Annotated in this window: 19 protein-coding genes; 7 read left to right on the top strand and 12 right to left on the bottom strand. The window is 43.2% G+C overall.

The window, feature by feature from the left end; all coding sequences use genetic code 11:
- Positions 1-49: 49 nt before the first annotated feature.
- From AC04NP_RS14545 to AC04NP_RS14555, 3 genes are read left to right on the top strand one after another with little or no spacing between them, the layout of a single operon-like run.
- Positions 50-1,774, top strand: coding sequence for a tetratricopeptide repeat protein (locus AC04NP_RS14545; RefSeq protein ID WP_482860497.1), 1,725 nt, complete (start codon positions 50-52; stop codon positions 1,772-1,774).
- Entirely contained in the window at positions 1,767-2,522 is a 756-nt protein-coding gene (gene lolB1 / locus AC04NP_RS14550) for a lipoprotein insertase outer membrane protein LolB1 (RefSeq protein WP_482860498.1), read from the top strand. The genes AC04NP_RS14545 and lolB1 overlap by 8 nt, the downstream gene beginning before the upstream one ends.
- Complete coding sequence (locus AC04NP_RS14555) at positions 2,509-3,690, top strand: murein hydrolase activator EnvC family protein (protein ID WP_482860499.1); 1,182 nt, start codon at positions 2,509-2,511, stop codon at positions 3,688-3,690. The genes lolB1 and AC04NP_RS14555 overlap by 14 nt, the downstream gene beginning before the upstream one ends.
- Positions 3,691-3,915: 225 nt before the next feature.
- Here the strand turns inward: AC04NP_RS14555 and AC04NP_RS14560 are convergent, their stop codons facing one another.
- The 8 genes from AC04NP_RS14560 to AC04NP_RS14595 form a co-directional block, all read right to left on the bottom strand.
- Positions 3,916-6,141 carry a M56 family metallopeptidase gene (locus AC04NP_RS14560; protein ID WP_482860500.1) on the bottom strand — a complete coding sequence of 742 codons (2,226 nt, stop codon included), beginning with the start codon at positions 6,139-6,141 and terminating at the stop codon, positions 3,916-3,918.
- A complete protein-coding gene (locus AC04NP_RS14565; protein ID WP_482860501.1) occupies positions 6,138-6,524 on the bottom strand; it encodes a BlaI/MecI/CopY family transcriptional regulator in 387 nt (128 codons plus the stop codon). Before AC04NP_RS14565 ends, AC04NP_RS14560 begins: the two co-directional genes overlap by 4 nt.
- A 95-nt stretch (positions 6,525-6,619) precedes the next feature.
- Complete coding sequence (locus AC04NP_RS14570; protein ID WP_482860502.1) at positions 6,620-7,648, bottom strand: ABC transporter ATP-binding protein; 1,029 nt, start codon at positions 7,646-7,648, stop codon at positions 6,620-6,622.
- Positions 7,648-8,709, bottom strand: a complete 1,062-nt coding sequence (locus AC04NP_RS14575) for an iron chelate uptake ABC transporter family permease subunit (protein WP_482860503.1) — start codon at positions 8,707-8,709, stop codon at positions 7,648-7,650. The genes AC04NP_RS14570 and AC04NP_RS14575 overlap by 1 nt, the downstream gene beginning before the upstream one ends.
- 23 nt (positions 8,710-8,732) lie before the next feature.
- A complete protein-coding gene (locus tag AC04NP_RS14580; protein WP_482860504.1) occupies positions 8,733-9,914 on the bottom strand; it encodes an ABC transporter substrate-binding protein in 1,182 nt (393 codons plus the stop codon).
- A 48-nt stretch (positions 9,915-9,962) separates the two neighbouring features.
- Positions 9,963-11,333 (bottom strand): FAD-dependent oxidoreductase, encoded by a 1,371-nt coding sequence (locus tag AC04NP_RS14585; RefSeq protein ID WP_482860505.1) that lies wholly within the window; start codon positions 11,331-11,333, stop codon positions 9,963-9,965.
- On the bottom strand, positions 11,320-12,597 hold the full coding sequence (kynU, locus tag AC04NP_RS14590) for a kynureninase (protein ID WP_482860506.1): 1,278 nt from the start codon (positions 12,595-12,597) through the stop codon (positions 11,320-11,322). Before kynU ends, AC04NP_RS14585 begins: the two co-directional genes overlap by 14 nt.
- Before the next feature lie 17 nt (positions 12,598-12,614).
- Positions 12,615-13,145 carry a 3-hydroxyanthranilate 3,4-dioxygenase gene (locus tag AC04NP_RS14595; RefSeq protein ID WP_482860507.1) on the bottom strand — a complete coding sequence of 177 codons (531 nt, stop codon included), beginning with the start codon at positions 13,143-13,145 and terminating at the stop codon, positions 12,615-12,617.
- A gap of 178 nt (positions 13,146-13,323) precedes the next feature.
- On the opposite strand from AC04NP_RS14595, the gene AC04NP_RS14600 reads away from it, so the two are divergent.
- Both AC04NP_RS14600 and AC04NP_RS14605 read left to right on the top strand, forming a co-directional pair.
- Positions 13,324-14,766 carry an aldehyde dehydrogenase gene (locus tag AC04NP_RS14600; protein ID WP_482860508.1) on the top strand — a complete coding sequence of 481 codons (1,443 nt, stop codon included), beginning with the start codon at positions 13,324-13,326 and terminating at the stop codon, positions 14,764-14,766.
- Positions 14,767-14,843: 77 nt separating this feature from the next.
- Positions 14,844-14,972 carry a hypothetical protein gene (locus tag AC04NP_RS14605; protein WP_482860509.1) on the top strand — a complete coding sequence of 43 codons (129 nt, stop codon included), beginning with the start codon at positions 14,844-14,846 and terminating at the stop codon, positions 14,970-14,972.
- Between the two features lie 52 nt (positions 14,973-15,024).
- Here the strand turns inward: AC04NP_RS14605 and AC04NP_RS14610 are convergent, their stop codons facing one another.
- The 3 genes from AC04NP_RS14610 to dxs form a co-directional block, all read right to left on the bottom strand.
- Complete coding sequence (locus AC04NP_RS14610) at positions 15,025-15,777, bottom strand: hypothetical protein (RefSeq protein WP_482860511.1); 753 nt, start codon at positions 15,775-15,777, stop codon at positions 15,025-15,027.
- Positions 15,778-16,039: 262 nt separating this feature from the next.
- Positions 16,040-16,813, bottom strand: coding sequence for an alpha/beta fold hydrolase (locus tag AC04NP_RS14615; RefSeq protein ID WP_482860512.1), 774 nt, complete (start codon positions 16,811-16,813; stop codon positions 16,040-16,042).
- Positions 16,814-16,818: 5 nt separating this feature from the next.
- Positions 16,819-18,741 (bottom strand): 1-deoxy-D-xylulose-5-phosphate synthase, encoded by a 1,923-nt coding sequence (gene dxs / locus AC04NP_RS14620; RefSeq protein ID WP_482860513.1) that lies wholly within the window; start codon positions 18,739-18,741, stop codon positions 16,819-16,821.
- A 180-nt stretch (positions 18,742-18,921) separates the two neighbouring features.
- Here dxs and AC04NP_RS14625 point away from each other — a divergent pair, with 180 nt between their 5' ends.
- Together AC04NP_RS14625 and AC04NP_RS14630 are read left to right on the top strand one after the other, a co-directional pair.
- Positions 18,922-19,671: a segregation and condensation protein A gene (locus AC04NP_RS14625; RefSeq protein WP_482860514.1), complete on the top strand. Its 750-nt coding sequence runs from the start codon at positions 18,922-18,924 to the stop codon at positions 19,669-19,671.
- Positions 19,672-20,811 carry a lysylphosphatidylglycerol synthase transmembrane domain-containing protein gene (locus AC04NP_RS14630; RefSeq protein WP_482860515.1) on the top strand — a complete coding sequence of 380 codons (1,140 nt, stop codon included), beginning with the start codon at positions 19,672-19,674 and terminating at the stop codon, positions 20,809-20,811. It abuts the gene before it with no gap.
- Positions 20,812-21,079: 268 nt separating this feature from the next.
- On the opposite strand, the gene AC04NP_RS14635 is transcribed toward AC04NP_RS14630, so the two are convergent.
- Complete coding sequence (locus AC04NP_RS14635) at positions 21,080-21,499, bottom strand: nucleoside-diphosphate kinase (protein WP_482860516.1); 420 nt, start codon at positions 21,497-21,499, stop codon at positions 21,080-21,082.
- Positions 21,500-21,555 lie beyond the last annotated feature (56 nt).

Raw genomic sequence — 21,555 nt, forward strand, 5'->3', positions numbered from 1 at the left:
TTTTTGTTGGGATAATAAAAGAAATTAGTATTTCCGTTAGATTGAAATAATGACTACTCAAAAAAGATTAAGCGTTTTCATATTAACAGCTATGTTTGGTTTAACCACCATAGTTACTCTGGCACAAAAACCCAAGAAAGGTGAGTTAAACGATGAAAGAAAAAAGATTGCTTCCGAGAAAAACTTTATTGAGGGGCAAAAGTATTTCATACTGGAAGATTATACCAAGGCATTAGGTTATTTCATGCATGCTTTGGAGACCAACCCCGATAACCCTACTATTCACTATAAAATCGGCGAAATCTACCTTAAAAATGAAGAATACGAGAAAGCCGAGGAATATGCTGTCAGGGCGTTGCAATTGAGTAAGGAAAACAAATACTATTTTTTGCTGGTAGGCCAGGTATACAATAAGCAATCACGGTACACCGAGGCGGCCGAGATATATGAGGAAATGATCAATACCATCGACTCTTCAAGGGAATATCTTTTTGACCTGGCTTCTATTTATCTGTATGGCAATCAACTCGACAAGGCTATCGCTACCTATAACAGGGCCGAGAAGTCTTTTGGAAAGCTGCCCGAAATTACCTATGCCAAGCAGAAAGTATATTTAAAACAAAACAACCTTGAAAAGGCCGTTCAGGAGGGAAAAGAATTGGTGGAAAGTTATCCGGGGGAAGGGTCGTACGTGATTAATTTAGCGCAGATATTGATCTCCAACAATAAGTACGATGAAGCCATAAAGTACCTCGAGGGAATGGATGAAGAAAATCCTTCCTATTCAAACAGCCGGTTGTTGTTATCCGACATATACCGTAAGAATGGTGAAAGTGAAAAATCCAGAAATAACCTGAAGATTGTTTTTGAAAACGCGGAGCTTAACATAGAAACCAAAATTCAGCTGTTGGCCGGTTTTATCAGTCAGTTGCCCGATAAAGATGTGGAAGAATTTACTGCTGAACTGGCCGAAAAGCTTGAAAAGTCGCATCCCGATGAGGCCAACACCTATATCATCTATGGTGATTTTCTCTTAAAAACCGGAAAGAAGAAAGAGGCCATTAAAAAATACCTGAAGGCACTGGAACTGGATAATTCCAACTTTAACGTATGGCTCAACATTTTACAAATAGAATGGGAGTTGAACAACATCGACGGGCTTTTGGCCCATAGCGAGGCTGCTCTGGAAGTCTTTCCTAATCAGGCCATCATTTATTTTTATAACGGCACTTCCAAAGTGGTGAAGAAAGATTATGAACAGGCAGCGGAAATACTTGAATATGGCAAAAGACTCGCAAAAAAAGATAATAACCTCACCGGTGCTTTTAACGGCCAGCTCGGTGAAGCTTACAGTGCTTTAAAAGAATATGAAAAATCAGATGCCGCTTTTGAAGCCGCGTTGGAACATGATCCGAACAATTACATTATATTAAATAATTATAGTTATTATCTGGCCCTGAGAAAAGAAAAACTGGATCTAGCCAAAAAAATGTCACTTCGACTGGTAAAAGAAAATCCGGACAATGCTACTTTCCTGGACACCCATGCCTGGGTATTGTACATGTTGAAAGAATACAAGGATGCACGAAAGTATCTGGAGAGGGCGTTAAAATCAGGTGAACCCAACGGTACCATTATTGAACATTATGGCGATGTGCTGTTCCGCCTTGGCGAAAAAGATATGGCTATTGAGCAATGGGAAAAAGCGAAGAAATTAGATGGTAACTCTGAGTTTATAGATAAAAAAATCGCTGACCGAAAGTTATATGAATAAAAAGCACTACTTCCTCCTGATTTGCCTGACTACCTTATTTTATTCCTGCAAAAGGGAACTAACCGGCACCGTTTCTTCCGCAAAAAAAAATAAACTGGAGATTAAAGAATTTGACTTTGATTATTTACGGGGTAAGGCTAAAGTCAACTATCTGGAAAACAATGAACGTCAAAGTGTAAAAGCAAATATCAGAATACGGAAAGACAGCTTGATTTGGATACAGTTTTCCGGAGTGGGGGGCATTGAAGGAGGCAGGGTATTGATCACCAAGGACTCCTTAACAATGATTGACAGGATTAATAAGGAATTCTATAGTTATAATTATGATGAGCTGGCAGAAAAATACAAGTTCGATATCAGCTACCAATTAATAGAATCGATGTTTATCGGGAATCTGCCGTTTGCATTTGATAAAAGGGACAAGGTCAGCAGGCAAAGTGATTTTTTCCTGATAAAGCAAAAATCAGATATTCATTCCATTGAAAATTATGTAAGCCGGTCTACACAAAGGCTGGAAAAAGTTTCCATCGAGCAGGCGGCTACGAGAAATACCCTGAATTTGCTTTACAAAGATTTTAACATGGTCAATGAAGTACCATTTCCGTTTACCAGCGCTGCAACGCTAAAATATAATGATAGAAACAGAACTTTATTTACGGAAATTAACCTGGTCTTCAGCAAAGCTGAAATACCCGAAAAACCATTGAAATTTCCATTTAATATTCCTCAGAAGTATGCGCGTAGGTAGATTACTTATTGCTTTCATATTACTGTTAACACTCACACATTCGCCGGCCGTCTTGGGACAAAACGACAACCGGCAAAAACTCGAGAAGGAGAAAAAGGAAACCCTGAAAAAAATAGCCCAGGCAGAAAAAATTCTGGCACAGACGGAGACAAAAAAGAAGGCCAGTCTGGGCCAGCTAAATGCCTTATCTGCGTTGATAAAATCCAGAAAAAGCCTCATCGGTTCGATAAAAAAGGAAGTGGGTTTGCTTAACTCGGAACTAAATGAATTACAAAGCATCGAAAACGCGATGGCCAGTGACCTTGAAACCTTGAAAAATGAATACGCTGCTATGTTGCACAGTGCTTCCAAAACCTCTAACAGCTATAACAAGCTAGTTTTTTTGTTTTCCGTACAAACATTTAACGAGTTTTTTAGGCGCATGAAGTACCTGGAACAGTATGGAGAAACCCGCATCAACCAGGTGGAACAAATAAAAATTGTAAAAGAATCACTGGGCCGTCAAAGGGTACAGATGGAAGAAAAACGCAAAGAGAAAGAAGATATTTTAGGCCTGCAACTGAAAGAAAACCAAAACCTGCTCAACCTGCAAAAAAAGCAAAATAGAATCATCAGGTCTTTAGGCACCAAGGAAAAGCAGATAAAAAAAGAGCTGGCTGATAGAAGAAAAGCGGCAAAACGGTTGGATAAACTGATAGCAGATATTGTGAAAAAAGAGATTGCCCGGGCCTCCTCGGCAAAGGTCGAAGTAGCAGCTTCATCGTCTTTCGAGGGTAAAAAATCAAAAATGTTGTGGCCCGTTCCCGGGTTTATCACCAACCGCTTCGGCCGCCAGGCCCATCAAACCCTGAAAGGCATTGTAGTCAATAACAATGGCGTGGATATTCAGACCAATAAAGACCAGAAGGTGAGGTCTGTATACTCCGGCAAGGTGCTCCGGGTTGCATTGGTTCCCGGTAATGGTACCGCTGTTATCGTAAAACACGGTGAATACTTTACCGTCTATTCCAAGATGAAAAATGTGCTGGTAAAAACCGGGCAGGAAATCCGGGAGGGGGATGTTATCGGCGAAGTTTACACCGACAATAACGGCGTCTCCGAACTGGAATTCCAAGTCTGGAAAAATAACCAAAAACTCGACCCTCAAACGTGGCTTTCACCTAAGTAGAGTGTGAGTTGGAGTGTGGGTGTGAGGCTCGATGCCGTAGGGGTAAATCGGATGATGATTGTCAATCGTAATCTGTGGGTGGGGCTTGAGCCGTGGGGGGAAAATATTGGTGGCGAAACGTTGCATTTAAAATTGATATCGTTCATGGTAAGAGCACAATATCTGTACGCGGACGTATCGGAATCAATAACTTTCATAAGGCAAAACACCGGTAACCGGTGGAGATTATTTTTGCACAATGATTTGTTGTTTGATAGTTTGTTTGCCAACGGTAAAATGAAGGATATAATTGCCGACAGGGACGTCAGGGGCCTCCCAGGTGATGTTGTGGGTTCCTTCATTCAATGATTTCCGGAATACCTTGTCGATCAGTTTGCCATTTAAATCATACACCTGGATTCCTACTTTTGACCGGCGGTCCAATTTAAAACGGATGTTAAAAACGCCTGAAGAGGGGTTGGGATATATTTCAGGTGTCTTCAGATTAACGACATCAGCTTTGGTTGTGGCGATATCAGGCGTGGTCATGGTGATACCGGATCCGGTGGTGGTGCTATCGGGCTGGTTGGCAGCGCTTTTCTTTTTGGTGGTTACAAGCACAACACCGTTCGCCCCTCTTTTTCCATACAGAGCAACAGCGCTTTGGTCGCGGAGGACATGTACGCTGGCGATTTCTTCCGGTGACAATTCCGAATCCAGGGATTTAAGGGAAGACCCGGACACTTTTCCATCGATTATGAGCAGGGGGGGTTTAAGGTAATCATTGTTGGTTATGACGAATTTTGCCTCTGTTGAGGTCGATAGGGTATCATGGGCTTGTACGCTGACTTTTCCATCCAGCCTGATACTGCTGCTATCTACCCGCACCCGATCGCTGAATATTTCAATACTTTTCTGTTTTTTCCCCTCTTTTAGGAGATTTCTATCCTTTTTTATTGCTTTTAAAAGAGGATTAGTAGTTATAAGCACTACCCCATTTTCGCCTTCTTTCCCAAATCTTTCAACAGCATCCTGCCCCTTAAAAACCTCTATTGACTTTATCATAGCGGTATTCAAAATGTTTACATCCTGCGGATCTGTTTTTTGACCATCTACATAAAAAACAGGTGTTGGGTATATTTGGGGCATATTACTCAGATTTTTGAGTCTTAAATCAATCTGGTTCTGTTTTGGGGCAGGCACGGTGTCGTTTTTAATGGCCCATGGGTGAATAGCTTTTTTTGGCAATACTTCAGGATCTGTTTCGATCTCATTTTTATGCCTTATGTCCACCGGCAATTCCTTTAACAGCGCTTCGCTGCTTTCCTTTTCTGTCTCCGTATCTTTATGAGATACCGGCAGTGTTACTTCTTCCGGGATTGGCTTGTAATCAACTATTCCGATACTCATTGACTTTTTGGGGGGTACTTGTTCAGGTATGTAAAAGGAAAAGAAACCAGCACCCAGCAATAATACTAATAAAGCTGCTATTACCCTGTTTTTGCTGGGCCTTGGGTTTTCCAGGTTCAATACGTTGAATATTCTCCTGGTGAGATCACCCTTTCCGGAATGCGCCGGCATGGTCAGCTTCGGAGCAAGGCTCATGCTGTTTTGTCCGATAACTGTTAAAGCCCTGGCGTAAGACATAGGATCATCAATTAATCTAACAGTGATTTGATCACACCTGTTTTCACGTTCCTTTTGGATCATGTCTGAGATAAACCAGGTGGCAGGATGATAAAAAAAGATAATTTCTACTACTGACTGAAATAGGTTAACCAGATAGTCGGCTTTTTTGATATGAATAAGTTCATGCACCAGGATAGACTCCAGTTGAGCGGTGGGTATACCTGTCAACATGCCGACCGGCAAAATAATCACAGGACGTAGATAACCCACAGTTACAGGCGAACTCACCATGGCAGATTCCAAAAGTTTGGTTACCGGGTTGATACCAATACGTTTGCTTAGCCTGTTTATTTGGTGTAGCCAGAAAGGATCCGTTACCTCTGCGCTATTAGTTTTCAGGCGATGAATATAAACCAGGCCACCGGATAACCTGATACAAAAAAAGAATACGCCAAACAGCCATATACCTGTAATAACAGACGTGTGGGGTTGTAGAAAATCGTGCAGCAAAGATACAAGCCCATCCTTTACAACCTGGTTTTCCGGCATTATTCCAATGATGTTATTATTAGCATCTGGCATGTACTGCGTATTGCTCAACAATAGGGTTGAATCAACAGACGCCTGATAGTGATTGACAAAACTATAACAAGCCCAGATAAACATCAGCGCCAGCGTAAGGACAGACACCCGGTATCGGATTGCAGCAGCTTTGGCGCTGGTGAAAGTTAATATAAGAAACAACCCTAATCCCAGTAACAAACCCTGCCAGACCGTATCGATAATTGTAAGCCCGACAGACTCGATAAGATTTAACGAAAACAATTGCATATCATATTTCATTTTTTTCCTCCTTCCATTTTATTTAATAGTTCCCTTAATTGCTTTATTTCCTCCGGGGTGGGTTTGCCTTTGCCAAGAGCATGCATCACTAATTTTATGGCTGACCCCTTAAAAGCTGTATTCAATAATTTATCAAAAAGATTATTTTGCGTTTCATGCCGGCCGACTTTGCTGGAATATACATGCGACTTTCCGTGCTTTTTCCTCGATACCAGCCCTTTGTCAAACATCCGTTGTATCTGCTTCAGGGTGGTGGTGTAGCCAATGTTCTTTTCCCTGGCTATCTGCTCATGAATATCCCTGACCGTGGCGGGTTCAAGATCCCACAATACCTGCAAAATTTCTAATTCCCGCTCTGAGGGGCCATCTTTTCTGTTAACCATGATTATTGGTTTTTTATTGACAGGATAAATATAAACGACAATTGTCGTAATTCCAAATAAAATACGACTTTTGTCGTAAAAAATTAACCCGATAATCAATCGGACAGTGTATGTGACCTGAGGAACCTGATTAAATCTCCTATACCATTAAAATCATGGCATTCTTCTTTAAAACTCAGTGACCACCTGCGGGGGTTCCGGTCCGATAGAATGGTTAGTTTCAACGGCGCTTCCTCATTCGTGACTTTAAAGCCGATTCTCTCCAGGCCATTTCTAGTCCATAGGTGGTATTTATCCTCTCCTACCAGGAAAATACGTTTAACAGATTTGAAGTTGGCTTTGAACCTTCCGGACCAATGGTCGAAGGTAAAGGCTTCGTGGTCAAAAAGGTGGGCAATTTCTCCTTGTACGATCAGATCCTCGGGGCAGCCGGTAGTGATTGGCAGGCAGCAAGTGGTAAGCCATAGCTGATCGGCGGTGTGAAAAGCAGTATCCAGATCATGGGTGGAAACCAGGATTGCTTTTTTGGTTTCCCAGGCAAGCATTTTTAAGAGGTGCATGACCTCAAGCCGGTTATTGACGTCCAGAAAAGCAGTGGGCTCATCTAAAATCATCATATCACTATCCTGGGCCAACGCCCTTGCAATCATAACTTTTTGCATCTGCCCATCACTTAATGTCGCTACATTTTCTTCGGCCATGTAATCAATGTTGGTAAGACTCAGTGCCCGGTCGATCTTTTTGTGATCGTCAGCCGATAGTCCTCCACCCCATCCGGTGTATGGATACCGGCCCAGGGCAACCAGTTCACGCACCTTCAGGATCCCCGGTTTTTGTGTGCCTGTTAAAACCAGGCTGATCTTTTTAGCGAGCGCTTTCTGGCTGATACGGTACAGCGGCGTGCCATCTATGAAGATGTCCCCTGAAAGTGGCGATATCACCCCCGATATGGTTTTTAGCAAGGTCGATTTTCCAACACCGTTCTCTCCGAGCAGGCACACCAGGTTTCCTCTTTCAAGCTTGAGGTTTATCCGGTCCAGTATTGTCTTTTTTGTACTTCCCGAGCGATAACCAACGACCAGGTTTACGGTTTCCAGGACAATATGGCTGGTCTCATGTGTCATCAGGCAAAAGAATTTCTTACGTCTTTTTTCCCCAGCACAATCCATAGGACCATCGGCGCACCAAATAATGAGGTAATAGCATTGATCGGCAGGATGTATTGGCTTCCCGGTAGTTGAGCGATGGTGTCACAAAGCAACATAACTATTATTCCAAGCATAATGGTAGCCAGTGTTAAGTACCGATGATTTCCACTATTCAAAATTATTCTGGCCATATGAGGCACGGCTATACCGATAAATGCGATGGGGCCACAAAAAGCCGTAATGCTGCCAGCAAGCAGGCTGGTAGTCAAAATGATCATCAGACGAACCTTTTTGACATTCACGCCCATGCTTTGTGCATAGCTCTCGCCGATCAGGAGAGCGTTCAGAGGTTTTTTCAACAAAAAGGCCAGAACCAGCCCTGACACGACCACAGGAATAAAAACAACCAGTTCATCCCAGGTGAGCCCCCCCAAACTTCCGAAAGTCCAGATCAGATAGGCCTGGATCTCTTCCTTATCGCTGAAAAACTGCAATATACTAACCAAAGCGCCTGTTGTACTTCCAAACAATAATCCTATTATCAACAAGGTCATACTACTTTTGACCCTGATAGAAACCAACAAAATGATTAACAGCACCAGCGAGGCCCCCAGGCAGCCGGCAATGATCAAAGCCCAATGGCCAATCTCCCCTAAAACCGGTAAAATACCTGCCAATAAATAACTGGCCATTACCAACAATGCCACACCCAGACTGGCCCCTGAGGTGATACCAAGCACAAACGGACCGGCCAGGGGATTGTTAAACAACGTTTGCATCAATAAACCACTGATTGACAACCCTGCTCCGACAAGGACAGCGGTAGTTGCTTTAGGAAGCCTGAATTCAAATATGATGTTAATCCAGCTTTCATGAACCGACTCCCTCCTGCCCAGTATTCTCAACATTTCCTGAAACGGTATATCCACAGAGCCCAGATAAATGTTAAACATAAACAATAGGGTCATGGCAACTGGAAAAACCACCACCAGATACCAGAAAATCGAAGTTTTTCCTTTAGACTGCAATGCGTTCATGGCTTACGGACAAAGGTACATCATTAATCTTCCAGTTTTTGATAAAAATACAAATGGTGGTCAGGCAACAAATCAGGATGCAGGATTTTTATGATGTCTGCCAATACAATATCCGGTCTTAAATATCCCAGCTCCATAAACGCATTGCCTCCTTCGGGACCTATCTTAGCATTGTAATTATATACATTACCCACTTTGAAGGCATGGAACTGCGCATAGCGACTATCTGTTTTCCTGATTTCGGTCAGTGAGTCGAATGACCCCAGCCCCATCCAGTAGTCAGCCTTGTGCGCCCGCTCGTAAACAGCCTCAAAGCTCAGCGGAATATTGCCGGAAGAGGGATCATCGGCCCACAAATATTTTCCCTGGGCATCGGCTAAAAACTTAGCCCCAAAGTTGTTTCCTCCGGGTACATACCATAAATCGCCGTAAACTATTCCACTATAAACAGTAGGTCGGTGGCTGGCGTGCATGGCAAGATTTGCCAATGAATCATAATTCGATTGTATGATATTAAAAATTGAATCCGCTTTTTTTTCCCGGTTCAAAAACAAGGAGGTAAACTTTATCCATTCGGCCCTTCCAAGCGGGGTACTTTCCATATAATCGGCGTTTATCACTACGGGAATACCGATTTTTCTGATCACTTTATAGTTATCATACTCGTTACCCATAGCAAAATCGATGACAAGGTCAGGTTCAAGAGCCATCAATGCCTCAATATTTAATCCTGCCTCGCTGCCTAATTCAGTGATGTTTCCCTCATCGATTTGCATCCGAATATTTTCCGAAGAGATATACCTGGTGTCCGGGAAACCCACCAGCCGTTCGATTTCTCCCAGGTATTCAAGTGCAGAAAGATGCGTGGTGGAGGTACAAACAAGTCTTTGCACCGGGATTCGGATCACCTGGATAGAGTCCGGCAGCTTTGGCAAAGGGGCACCTCTGTTCACCAGGGCGTAACTAAACCTGGATTTAGAGTACCTCCACGGTTTGTTGACAGTGACCAGTTTATACCCTTCTTCATATGACACCGTAAATCTTTCAGCAAATTCAATCTCGATTTCATTTTTCCGGGACGCTGCATAACTACCTTCCTCAACAACTGTCCTGCGCTCGTCAGATGGGTTACAGGCCAGCATACACAGGCAGGAGCACAGTATCATCCGGTTGTAAACAGGCATTCGCTTGTAGAGTTTCAACATGACATATAACCGATATGGAAGGCAATTATAATGAAATAATGGCAAAGATTAATCCGGGGTTAGCTTTTGAACAATTTCATCAAAATCAAGTTGCTGCCAGGTATCCCTTATGTTTTCTTTGGTCATCACTTCATCCATAATGGCTTCCTGCCTTTTGCCTACCGCCATGGCCCTGGCATATCCGATGTCGCTAAAAGTGACCATAGAATACAGCGGTATCCATTTTTGGGGATAAAGTTCATTCAGCCTGCCTTCAATTCTTTTTCTGAGCAAAAAATTTTCATCTGCTACCTTGTCACGCATCTCCAGAAAATTTTGAATGGCCAGATCGGCAATTGCATCAGTATCGGGTTTTCGAACGGCCTGAAACCTGGCGGGAATCTCCTTCCAGTTGCCTCGATGGGTGTCTATCATTTTATTCAACAAATAACAGTCCTCAAACCCCGAATTCATTCCCTGGCCATAAAAAGGTACAATGGCATGGGACGCATCGCCTAATATCAGTGTATTACCCTTTACCCAGGGGTAACACTTGACAGTGACCAGAGAAGAGGTGGGGTTTCGAAAATAATCATCCAACAAAGCAGGCATCAACGGCAAGGCATCCGGGAAGGTAGACCGGAAAAAATCCATGATGGCTTTCTCAGATTTTAATGCTGAAAATGAGTCTTCACCTTCAAAAGGTAAAAACAAGGTGCAGGTAAAACTGCGATCCGCATTGGGAAGTGCTATTAACATGAACCGCCCGCGAGGCCATATGTGCAGGGCATTTGGTTCCAGGGCAAAAGCCGTAGCTTTGGTGGGTGGAATCGACAGCTCCTTATATCCATGATCGATGTAGCTTTGGGAATAATTAAACCGGCCACTTTTCATGATAGTTTCTCTTACGACCGAGAATGCGCCATCGGTTCCTATGATGACATCACCTTTAAAGGCCTGGGTTGTCTTATTTTTATTGTTTTTTGCGAAAACAATGGTTTCCTCAAAGTTTATACTTTCACAATCCTGGTTAAAGTAAATATTTACACCACATTGCTCGGCCTCATTCATCAACAGTTGATTTAAACCCGCCCGGGAGACCGAAAAGATGGCCTGGCCCTCTTTGCCATAGGGTTGAAAAGTGAGCTTCCCTTCCGGGTCGTGCATCATTCTGCCCTTCATAGGAATAGCCAGCTTTTCCACCTGGGCCGCTACCCCGGTTTCTTTTAAAGCCCTCCATCCTCGATTGCTCAGGGCCAGGTTAATAGAACGGCCACCAATACTGCCGGCCAACCTCATATCCGGTCTTTTTTCTACCAGCGTGACCTGGTTACCTCTTTTCTGCAGATAAATGCTTAGCAATGATCCTACCAGTCCGGCACCTACCATAATAATATTTTTTCCGGATGCCTCCCCATTCATATGTTTAATTGTTTTCATTTAATGAATCAGTAAGTATTTGCACAAATCCGAACACGTCCCTGAAGGTATTGTACAAAGGTACCGGAGCTACCCTGATGACATTCGGTTCCCGCCAATCCACCACCACGCCGGCATCTGTTAGCCTTTCAAATAACTTTCGCCCGCCTTTATCTATCAATAATGACAACTGGCATCCCCTTGCCTCCGGGCAGGTGGGTGTGATGATGTGCAACACGCCGGCACTTCCGGCTATATTCCTAAGCAGGTATTCCAGATAGCCTGTGAGTAACATACTCTTTTTTCTCAAATTGACCATGCCTGCCTGGCTAAAGATCATTAAAGAGGCCCTGTGTACGGCCTGAGACAATACCGTAGCATTACTTAATTGCCATCCATCGACCCCCTTTTCAGGGCGAAAACCCTTTTGCATTAAAAACCGGTTTTCTTCATCATGCCCCCACCAGCCGGCAAAACGGGGTAAGTCAGGCTTAAATGCATGATTTTCATGTACAAATGCCCCCCCGACACCACCGGGGCCCGAGTTAAGGTATTTATAGCTGCACCATACGGCAAAATCCACCCCCCAATCATGTAGTTGCAAAGGAACATTGCCTACAGCATGGGCCAGGTCAAAGCCTGCCATGACTCCGGCTTTGTGGGCACTTGCTGTAATTGTTTCGATGTCAAAAAACTGTCCCGTATAGTATTGCACACCACTGAACATTACCAGGGCGAGATCATCCCGATGGTCATTGATGGCAGTCAGTATGTCTTCTGTTTTCAAAATGTGTTCTCCCGGCTGCGGTGTTAATTCAATGATAGCTTCATCAGGTTCAAAACCATGAAACCTGGCCTGGCTTTCAATACAATATTGGTCTGAGGGAAAAGCTCCGGCCTCCATCATAATTTTATAGCGGGAACCAGATGGCCGGTAAAATGAAACCAGTAAAAGATGAAGGTTGGAAGTCAGGTTGTTCATGGCAATGACTTCAGACTCACGGGCGCCAACCAATTCCGCCAACATCGGTTTACATAGTTTGTGATAGGAAAACCACGGGTTTTTAGATTTAAAATGTCCTTCCACACCCATTTTTTCCCACATCAGCATTTCTTCTTCCAAAAAGTTTCTGGCAGATTTAGGCTGTAAACCCAGGGAATTTCCACAAAAATAAGCTACCTCTTGTTCTCCGAAAGTCGGTATATAAAATTGCTCCCTGTAATTCTTTAAAGGATCCTTTTCGTCTAAATTTACAGCAAATTCCAGGGTAGATTCAAATTTCATAGAGTTGATGGGCTTTCTTAAACAAATCTCTCATCCGTTTCCATCACTGCACCACACTTGCTACAGGTCCTCATGGATTCCGAACCGTAAAACTCCCTGAACCGGGGCAAAAAGTCCTTTTCTATATTGGTCAGCGGGAAATAGGTTTCGTGTAATTTGTGATTACAGTTATCGCAAAACCAAATAAGGCCGTCCTGCATGTCTGTTCCTTTCCTTACTCTTTCTACCACTAACCCTATGGAGTCTTCGCTTCTGATCGGAGAGTGTGGTACCTTAGCCGGCAGCAAAAACATTTCACCTGCTTTCAGAGGTATTTCAACAGCCTTCCCGTCTTCCTGTATCTTAACGATGATATTCCCTTCTAATTGATAGAACAATTCCTCGGTTTCGTTGTAATGGTAATCTTTACGGGCATTAGGACCCCCGACGATCATTACGATGTAATCGCCGGCATCTGCGTAAAGATTCTTGTTACCAACTGGTGGCTTAAGTAAATCCCTGTTGCCATCAATCCAGGCTTGAAGGTTAAAAGGTCTTTTTATTGCCATTTTTTTACGGGTTTAGTCAACTTATTCACAGTCTATAAAATTATAAAAAATAAATCGAATGTTATTTGATCGGTATCATTATTCAATTCGATTTGAGTGTTTGGCCGTGGGAAAATGAATATAGGCTATATTTACATCATCTTATGTTTAAAAATTTCTTTGATAAGCCGCATGACCCATGGAAAAAATCGCTAACTACATAAATGGTGCATTGGTTCCTCCCGGATCGAACCATTATCTTGACAATTACAATCCGGCCAAAGGTGAGGTATATAGCCTTATTCCGGATTCGGATGAAAACGATGTCGAAGATGCGGTCGCAGCCGCCAAAAGCGCTTTTGCAGCCTGGTCCCAACTACCCATCGACAAAAGGTCAGCCATATTGCTAAAAATAGCTTCCCTGATAGAAACCCATCACGAGGAACTGGCATTGGCCGAATGCATTGACAATGGTAAACCGCTCAAACTTGCCAAAACAGTGGACATACCGAGGGCCGCGGCCAATTTCCGGTTTTATGGGTCGATCATTACAGGCTTTGGCAGTGAATCCCATATGACAGACGTAACCGCTATTAACTACACTGTAAGAAAACCCGTAGGCATTGCCGGCTGTATTTCTCCATGGAACCTGCCTCTTTACCTTTTTACCTGGAAAATAGCTCCCGCGCTTGCAGCAGGAAATTGTGTGGTCGCCAAGCCATCGGAAATTACTCCGATGACGGCCTATTTGCTTTCAAAAATATGCATAGACGCCGGACTTCCCAAAGGTGTTTTAAACATTGTGCATGGGTTGGGCAGTAAAGCAGGGGAGGCCATCATTGCCCACCCGGAGATCCCGGCCATTTCATTTACAGGTGGCACAGTTACCGGCAAAAAGATAGCAACAATAGCCGGGCCCATGTTTAAGAAGCTTTCGCTGGAACTGGGAGGAAAGAATCCCAATATTATTTTCGAAGATTGTGATTTTGATAAAGCCCTTTCAACCTCAATACAATCGTCGTTTTCGAACCAGGGTCAGATTTGCCTGTGCGGGTCGCGGATATTGGTGCATGAATCCATCTATGAACGTTTCAAAGATAGTTTTCTGGAAAAAACCCGCAATCTGGTAATTGGTGATCCGCTGGCCGATGGTACGCAGATCGGGGCCCTGGTATCGGATAATCATTTAAAAAAAGTGCTGTCTTATGTAGCACTCGCCCAACAGGAAGGAGGGACGGTATTAACAGGAGGAAAGCAGGTGCACCTCAATAAAGGACTGGAAAACGGTTACTTCATGGAGCCCGCAGTCATTGAAGGACTGGATTACCGCTGCCGCACCAATCAGGAGGAAATATTCGGGCCTGTGGTCACCCTAACACCATTTAAATCGGAAGAAGAAGCTGTCCTTTACGCCAATAGTACGGAATATGGCCTGTCTGCCACTATCTGGACAGAGCGCCTCAACAGGGCACACCGGGTGAGTGAGCGATTAAAAAGTGGCATTATCTGGGTCAACTGCTGGATGGTTCGTGACCTGCGCACGCCATTTGGCGGCATGAAACAATCGGGTGTGGGAAGGGAAGGGGGGGTTGAGGCGTTGCGGTTTTTTACGGAGGTGAAGAATGTGTGTGTGAAGATTTAGGGTTTAGTTGACAATTGACAATTGATAATTGACAGTTTGATAGGGGGTGAGAGAATGAGGGGATAGGTTGGTGGGGGATGGTAGAATGGGTAGATAGGAGGATAGTGGAATGGGTATATGGGAGGATGATAGAACGGGTAGATGGGAGGATGGTGGAATGGGGTGATCTGGGGATGGGAGGAGGTAAACCGGGAGGGTGGGGTTAAAATAAAAAACCCCGGTTGTGGGACCAGGGTTTTTGGTTTACTGCTTATTATTTTACGAAGCCGCTAATTCAGTAGGCTCATCGCTTTCTTTTAACTGGGCAATTTTAAAGGTCTTTTTACCTTTATGACCACAGTAAATACATTTATAATGCTTATCCAGTTCCCCTTCTTCTGCCAATGTGGGGGATTTAATAATTTCTTCACGGACAACCTTGTAGGTCTGGTAGTTGCATTCAGGACATTGTAATGCGTGCAGGTGACCGGCGTATTTTTCAATTTTGGTATAACCGGTTTCTTCATCCACCCAGACATCATAATCAACAGAAAAAACATTTTCCTCTGCCTGCATACCCTCATCCAGGTAAACATCTTCTTCATCCTCACTTAAGAGCTTCATGGGTTTACCGGTCTTAGGTGATTTTCTGGGGGTATATCTTAACTTTTTCAGACGCTTTTCAATATAAAACGGATAATAAAATTTCAGGGAATTTGAAAATATCACACCCACAATAATACTCATACTTATGGTGATAAAAATCCGCACAAAGAACCAGATAGGTTCAGACTGCTCAAACCAGGTGTTAGCAAAAAATGCCCCTGCAATGATAAATGCTAAAATACCCAACCATAGCACTTTTATTTCCTTCTGGTTGATGTAATCATATTTACTTTTGAAATCTTTAATAGAAATCAACTTTACCAAGTGATAAAGCAGGATGATAATCCCGACCCCTAAAAACACTTGTGACGCCAATATCAGATTATTATTCCAAACCGCTAGAAAATCTTGCATATTATTATCCATAGCGCATTATTTTTTAAGCATGTTAAATTGAAAATAAACTCTTAGACTCATCATTGTGTTGTTACATCGTTTCATAATCGTCTCACAATCAGGAGCGTAATATTATGATTATTTTAAGTTACAATACAACAAAAATTGAACAAAACAGTACATTGGTCTCAAATTTCTGGTTTTGAAAGAAAAACCAGTTGTTACCTAATGAAGTTAGCCCTTTTATTGTCTATCCGCAAATGAGATGCCGATTTTTTCAATCTCACATCTGTTATTTGGCTAAAAATTTCCTGACAATGTCAAAAGACTCGATTTTTTTCTCGAACATTCCCATATGACCGGTTTCATCGAGCTCATGAAATTCAATTTGAGGGGTTAATTTGGCCTGCTCCCGGCTGAGCCCGATAGGAACAGCGCTGTCGTCGATTCCGGCAATCATGAGAATGGGTTTTAGAAAAGTGGCTAACCACAATTGGCTATCTTCCCTGTCCCTCATAGCCGCCAGATAGGCATTGACGACGGAAGTTTTCAGGAGCTTTGCCCTGTCTGAAACATCTTTTAGTTTTTCCTGAATGTAGGGTTTTTTAAGGTTCGGTGGGTAAAAAAGGTTTTGGAAAAACGAATCGACAAAGACTTCCACGCCATTTTTTATAATGAAATCAATGGTTTTATCCCGAACGGACTTTTTGTTATCATCGTCCCCATAAACAGAAGAATGAAACAAACCTATTTTATCCAGCATTGCCGGATATTTTTTGGCAAATGTCAGGGTAACATAACCCCCCAGGGAATGCCCGATCATAACGCACGTGGCGACATGATGGGACACCAGCCAATCTTTCAGCAAATCGGCTATTCTGTCCAGTGACAAGCTGTCAAGGCCCAGTGTGCTGTCACCAAACCCAGGCAGATCCGGGCAAAATACTTGATGGGTTCGGGCCAGTTCCTCGCCCAGTTCGTCCCAGATATGATGTGTTTCGCAAAATCCATGTAGTAAGATCACCGCCGGCCCCTGGCCTGATATGTGGCCGCAGATGTCTGGCATGGTTGTCAGGTTTTGTCGGCCAGGCTGGTCACCATCATCTGTTTTACAGTGGCAGCAATACCCTCAGGGCCAAATCCACATTCATTTTGCAACTGAATCTGCTCACCATGCTCCACGATCCGGTCCGGTATTCCAAGTCTTTTGACCTGCAGGTGATAATTATGTTCGCTCATAAATTCAAGCACAGCACTGCCAAACCCACCCATGAGGCAACCATCTTCTACGGTAATGATCTTTTTATACTTAGTGCATATATGGTGGAGCAAATCTTCGTCCAGGGGTTTTACAAAACGCATATCATAGTGCCCGGGGTAAATCCTCTCTCCTGCAAGTTGCCTGGTAACTTCGAGTGCATAATTTCCAACGTGCCCGATCGTTAACAGGGCCAGTTCCTCCCCTTCGCGGATGACCCTTCCTGTTCCTACTTCAATCTCTTCCATCGGCGTTCTCCAGTCCGGCATTACCCCTTTACCCCTCGGATACCTTATAGAAAAAGCGCCCTTTCTGGGTAGTTGCGCGGTATACATAAGATTTCGCAATTCCGCTTCATTCATAGGAGCCGCCACTACCATATTGGGGATACAGCGCATATAAGCCAAATCGTAGGCACCGTGATGTGTGGGCCCATCGGCCCCGGCAAACCCTGCCCTGTCGAGGCAAAAAACGACGTGCAGGTTTTGAATACATACATCATGTATCATCTGATCATAACCTCTCTGCATAAAGGTGCTGTAAACGTTACAAAACGGCACCATACCCTGTGTAGCCAGACCGGCAGAAAAGGTGACAGCATGCTGCTCGGCTATGTCCACATCAAATGCGCGATCCGGCATTTCTTTCATCATAATGTTCAGCGAAGACCCTGATGGCATCGCCGGGGTAATACCCATGATTTTGTCATTTTTTTTGGCCAGTTCCACTATGGTCTCTCCGAAAACCTGCTGGTATTTAGGTGGTTCGACTTTAATGGGTACGCTTTTTCTTATCTCCCCGGTAACTTTGTCAAATTTTCCCGGAGCATGCCATTTGGTTTGATCTTTTTCTGCCGGTCCGTATCCCTTGCCTTTGACAGTAACGCAATGCAAGAGTTTTGGGCCCGGTATTTTTTTCAGGTCATCGAATATGCTTACCATGTGGTTTACATCATGGCCATCAATCGGCCCAAAGTACCGCAGGTTTAATGATTCAAACAGATTACTGGGCTTAATGAGGAAAGATTTGATGGAAGTTTCAATCTTAGAGGCAATTTCCCTGGCGCTGGACCCGAATTTACTCATTTTTCCAAGCAGGTTCCAGACCTCATCCCTGACTTTGTTGTAAGCTTGTGAGGTGGTGATGTCTGTTAAGTAATCTTTTAAGGCACCCACATTCGGGTCAATGGACATACAATTGTCATTCAGGATGATCAGAAGGTTAGTGTTGGTTACGCCTGCCTGATTCATGGCTTCAAAAGCAATGCCACCGGTCATTGCCCCATCGCCGATAACGGCTATATGTTGTTTATCTTTATCCCCCTTATATTTGGAAGCTACCGCCATACCTAATGCGGCTGAAATTGAAGTCGAAGAATGGCCTACACCAAAGGTATCGTATTCGCTTTCACCTCTTTTAGGGAATCCGGAAAGTCCTTTATAAAGCCTGTTGGTGTAAAATTCATCCCTCCTCCCGGTAAGAATTTTATGCCCGTAGGCCTGATGTCCAACATCCCACACCAATTGGTCATCAGGCGTGTTAAACACATAATGAAGGGCTATGGTCATTTCCACAACCCCCAGACTTGCCCCGAAGTGCCCTCCATACACCGAAACGTTGTCTACTATGAACTGCCTTAGTTCGGAGCTTACCTGTACCAGTTGTGATGGATCGAGTTTTCTTAAATCAGCAGGGCTATCGATGCCAGCCAATAAAGGACCTGGTTTTATTAACATACAAATTTCTTTGATAGCAAATGAACAACCTAATGTACGAAAAGTTTAATAACTGTGAAATGTTACTGTGATTTTTATAAAATCATGCAAAATTACATTTTTTTTTCTTTGCAACTATAATTTAGCCGGATAAGTAATATCTTTGAAGAATTCGAACGATAATCTTTATTAATATATTCATTGAGTTTCGAGATAAAATTACCACTCTTCGAAGGGCCTTTTGACCTTCTCCTTTTCTTTATAGAAAGGGACGAACTGGATATATACGATATTCCAATTGCCAGTATTACAGATGATTTTTTGGATTACCTGCACCACCTGGAAAAAATGAATATTGAAGTAGCCAGCGAGTTTATTCTGGTGGCGGCTTCGCTGATGAAAATCAAGGCCAAACTGTTATTGCCAAGGCCTCAATTGGATGAAGAAGGCAACGAAATCGATCCCAGGGAGGAATTGGTGAAACACCTGTTGGAGTATAAAAAATACAAATCCATCATCAATGAATTGATCGCCCTTGAAGGAGACCGGCTTTCAAAGGAAAAAAGGGGCAACGTGGCGAAGGAGATCCGGGCCTTATCTGAAATCTCCAATGTGGAGTCTGAGCTTCAGCATATTGACTTGTACAAGCTTCTGAAAGTATTCCAAAAGGTAATGACCCGTTATGAGTATGCACACAATAAACCGTCACACGAGGTTGTACAATATCCATACACTGTTGAAAATCAAAAAACTTTTTTAATCAGTCAACTAACCAAAACCAAAAAACTATCATTTTTAGAGATCATAGATTTCGAGTCCAATAAAATTGCCGTAATCTTTAATTTTCTGGCGATTTTAGAATTACTTCAACTCCGCAAAATTACTATGAAGCTGGGTTTAGGGTTTAATAATTTTTGGATAGAAATTCTGGAAGAAGCGTTAGTAGAATAGATGGAGCTGGATTCAAAAAAGATATTCAAGACCCTCAATCCCAATAAGGTTTGGATCCCCATATTATTTGGTCTCGCCATAGTATTTTACCAGTTTTACACCGATGATTCCATCAATGCCGACACATTAAACCTCATTTTCACCGCTAAAGCCATTCCATTCATCTTTGCCATTTTGTTAATATTGGCGAGATTTTTAGGTTACATGTATCGCATCAGGGCTATTTCCAGTGACGAGCTCTCCTGGGGTAGCTCGTTATACATTATTATCTTGTGGGAATTTGCCTCTGCGGTCACTCCTTCGGTTGTCGGGGGTACGGCAGTGGCTGTTTTTATCCTTTTGAAAGAAGGCATCAATATGGGAAAGTCGCTGGCTTTCGTGATGCTTACAGCCATACTCGACAATTTGTTTTTCGTGGTAGCTGCCTTAATTTCACTCATTGTGGCCCCGGGTGAAATGTTTCCCGGTAATTTAAACACTATGGATGGCATTGAGGAAAACAACCTGATGTTTGGCGGATTAAGGCCGGTGTTTTACGTCAGTTATTTTTTAATTGTGCTGTATACATTTATCATGTTTTATGCCCTGTTTGTCAGGCCAAGGGCCTTTAAATGGTTTCTGTTGAAAGTCACCTCCATCAGATATTTGAGAAAATGGCGGTATAGTGCCTATGAGCATGGTAATGAAATCATCTGGGCTTCTTCTAACATCAAAGGCAAAAATATCAACTATTGGATCCATATTGCCCTGGCTACTGTTTTTATCTGGTCTGTGAGGTACCTGCAACTAAATGTACTGATTCAAGCCTATTCTGAGAACTCGCTGATAGACCATTTAATCATCTATTCGAGACAGGTTATTCTATGGATTACCATGCTGGTAGCCCCAACGCCGGGGGGTAGTGGTTTTGCCGAATATTTTTTTGAATCTTTCTTTTCCGAATATTTACGTGATCATACGCTTGTCATCATGGTTTTGTGGCGCATCTTATCCTATTACCCCTTTTTGCTTTTGGGTGCGATTTTTCTTCCAAGGTGGATAAAAAGGGTTTTTTTCAAAAAGAAGGATGAAAAAAAGAGCCCTGAAGACAGCTTATCCGCTGTAAAGGAAAGCGATCTGACCGGTCAGGATAATTCTTGATGTGATATCTTCTTCTTTGTATAAGTATACTTAGCATGACAAACGCCTGATAGCGCCCACTAAATACCGTGGATGGCGCAAGCGTTCAGTAGCTGTTACATAACTTCGGCAAAGTTCCTGGTGTCTTGGTGCCTTTGTGGTTCACCATTGTTCACCACGGAGGCACAAAGAGACACAGAGGTTTTCGGCAATAAATAAAAATACAGGCACATGCTTGGGTTGTACAACACTCAAGAGACGCCAACGCTGGTTAGTTAGTTTTATTGGACTAAAACTTTTCTATCTCGGAGAAAAAGAAGCTCCCTTCAATTTGTGCGTTATCGTCTGAGTCCGAACCGTGGACGGCATTGGCCTCGATAGAGGTGGCGAATAGTTTTCTGATGGTGCCTTCAGCGGCTTCGGCAGGATTGGTGGCACCAATTAAAGCCCTGAAATCCTCAACGGCATTATCCTTCTCCAGAATCATAGCCACAATCGGGCCGGAGGACATGTAGCTGCACAGATCCTCATAAAATGGCCTTTCACGATGAACTGCATAAAACTGCCCCGCCCTTTCACCACTGAGCCTGGTGTATTTCATGGAGATAATACTAAATCCTGCTTCTTCTATCATTTTAATGATGGCACCAATATTCCCGGCTCCAACTGCATCGGGTTTTATCATGGTGAATGTTTTGTTTCCTGCCATTTTATTAATTTCTAAATTTTTCAGGGGGCAAAATTATAAGATTATTTATAAACGTC

The sequence above is a fragment of the Agaribacillus sp. DX54 genome (assembly GCF_056858335.1).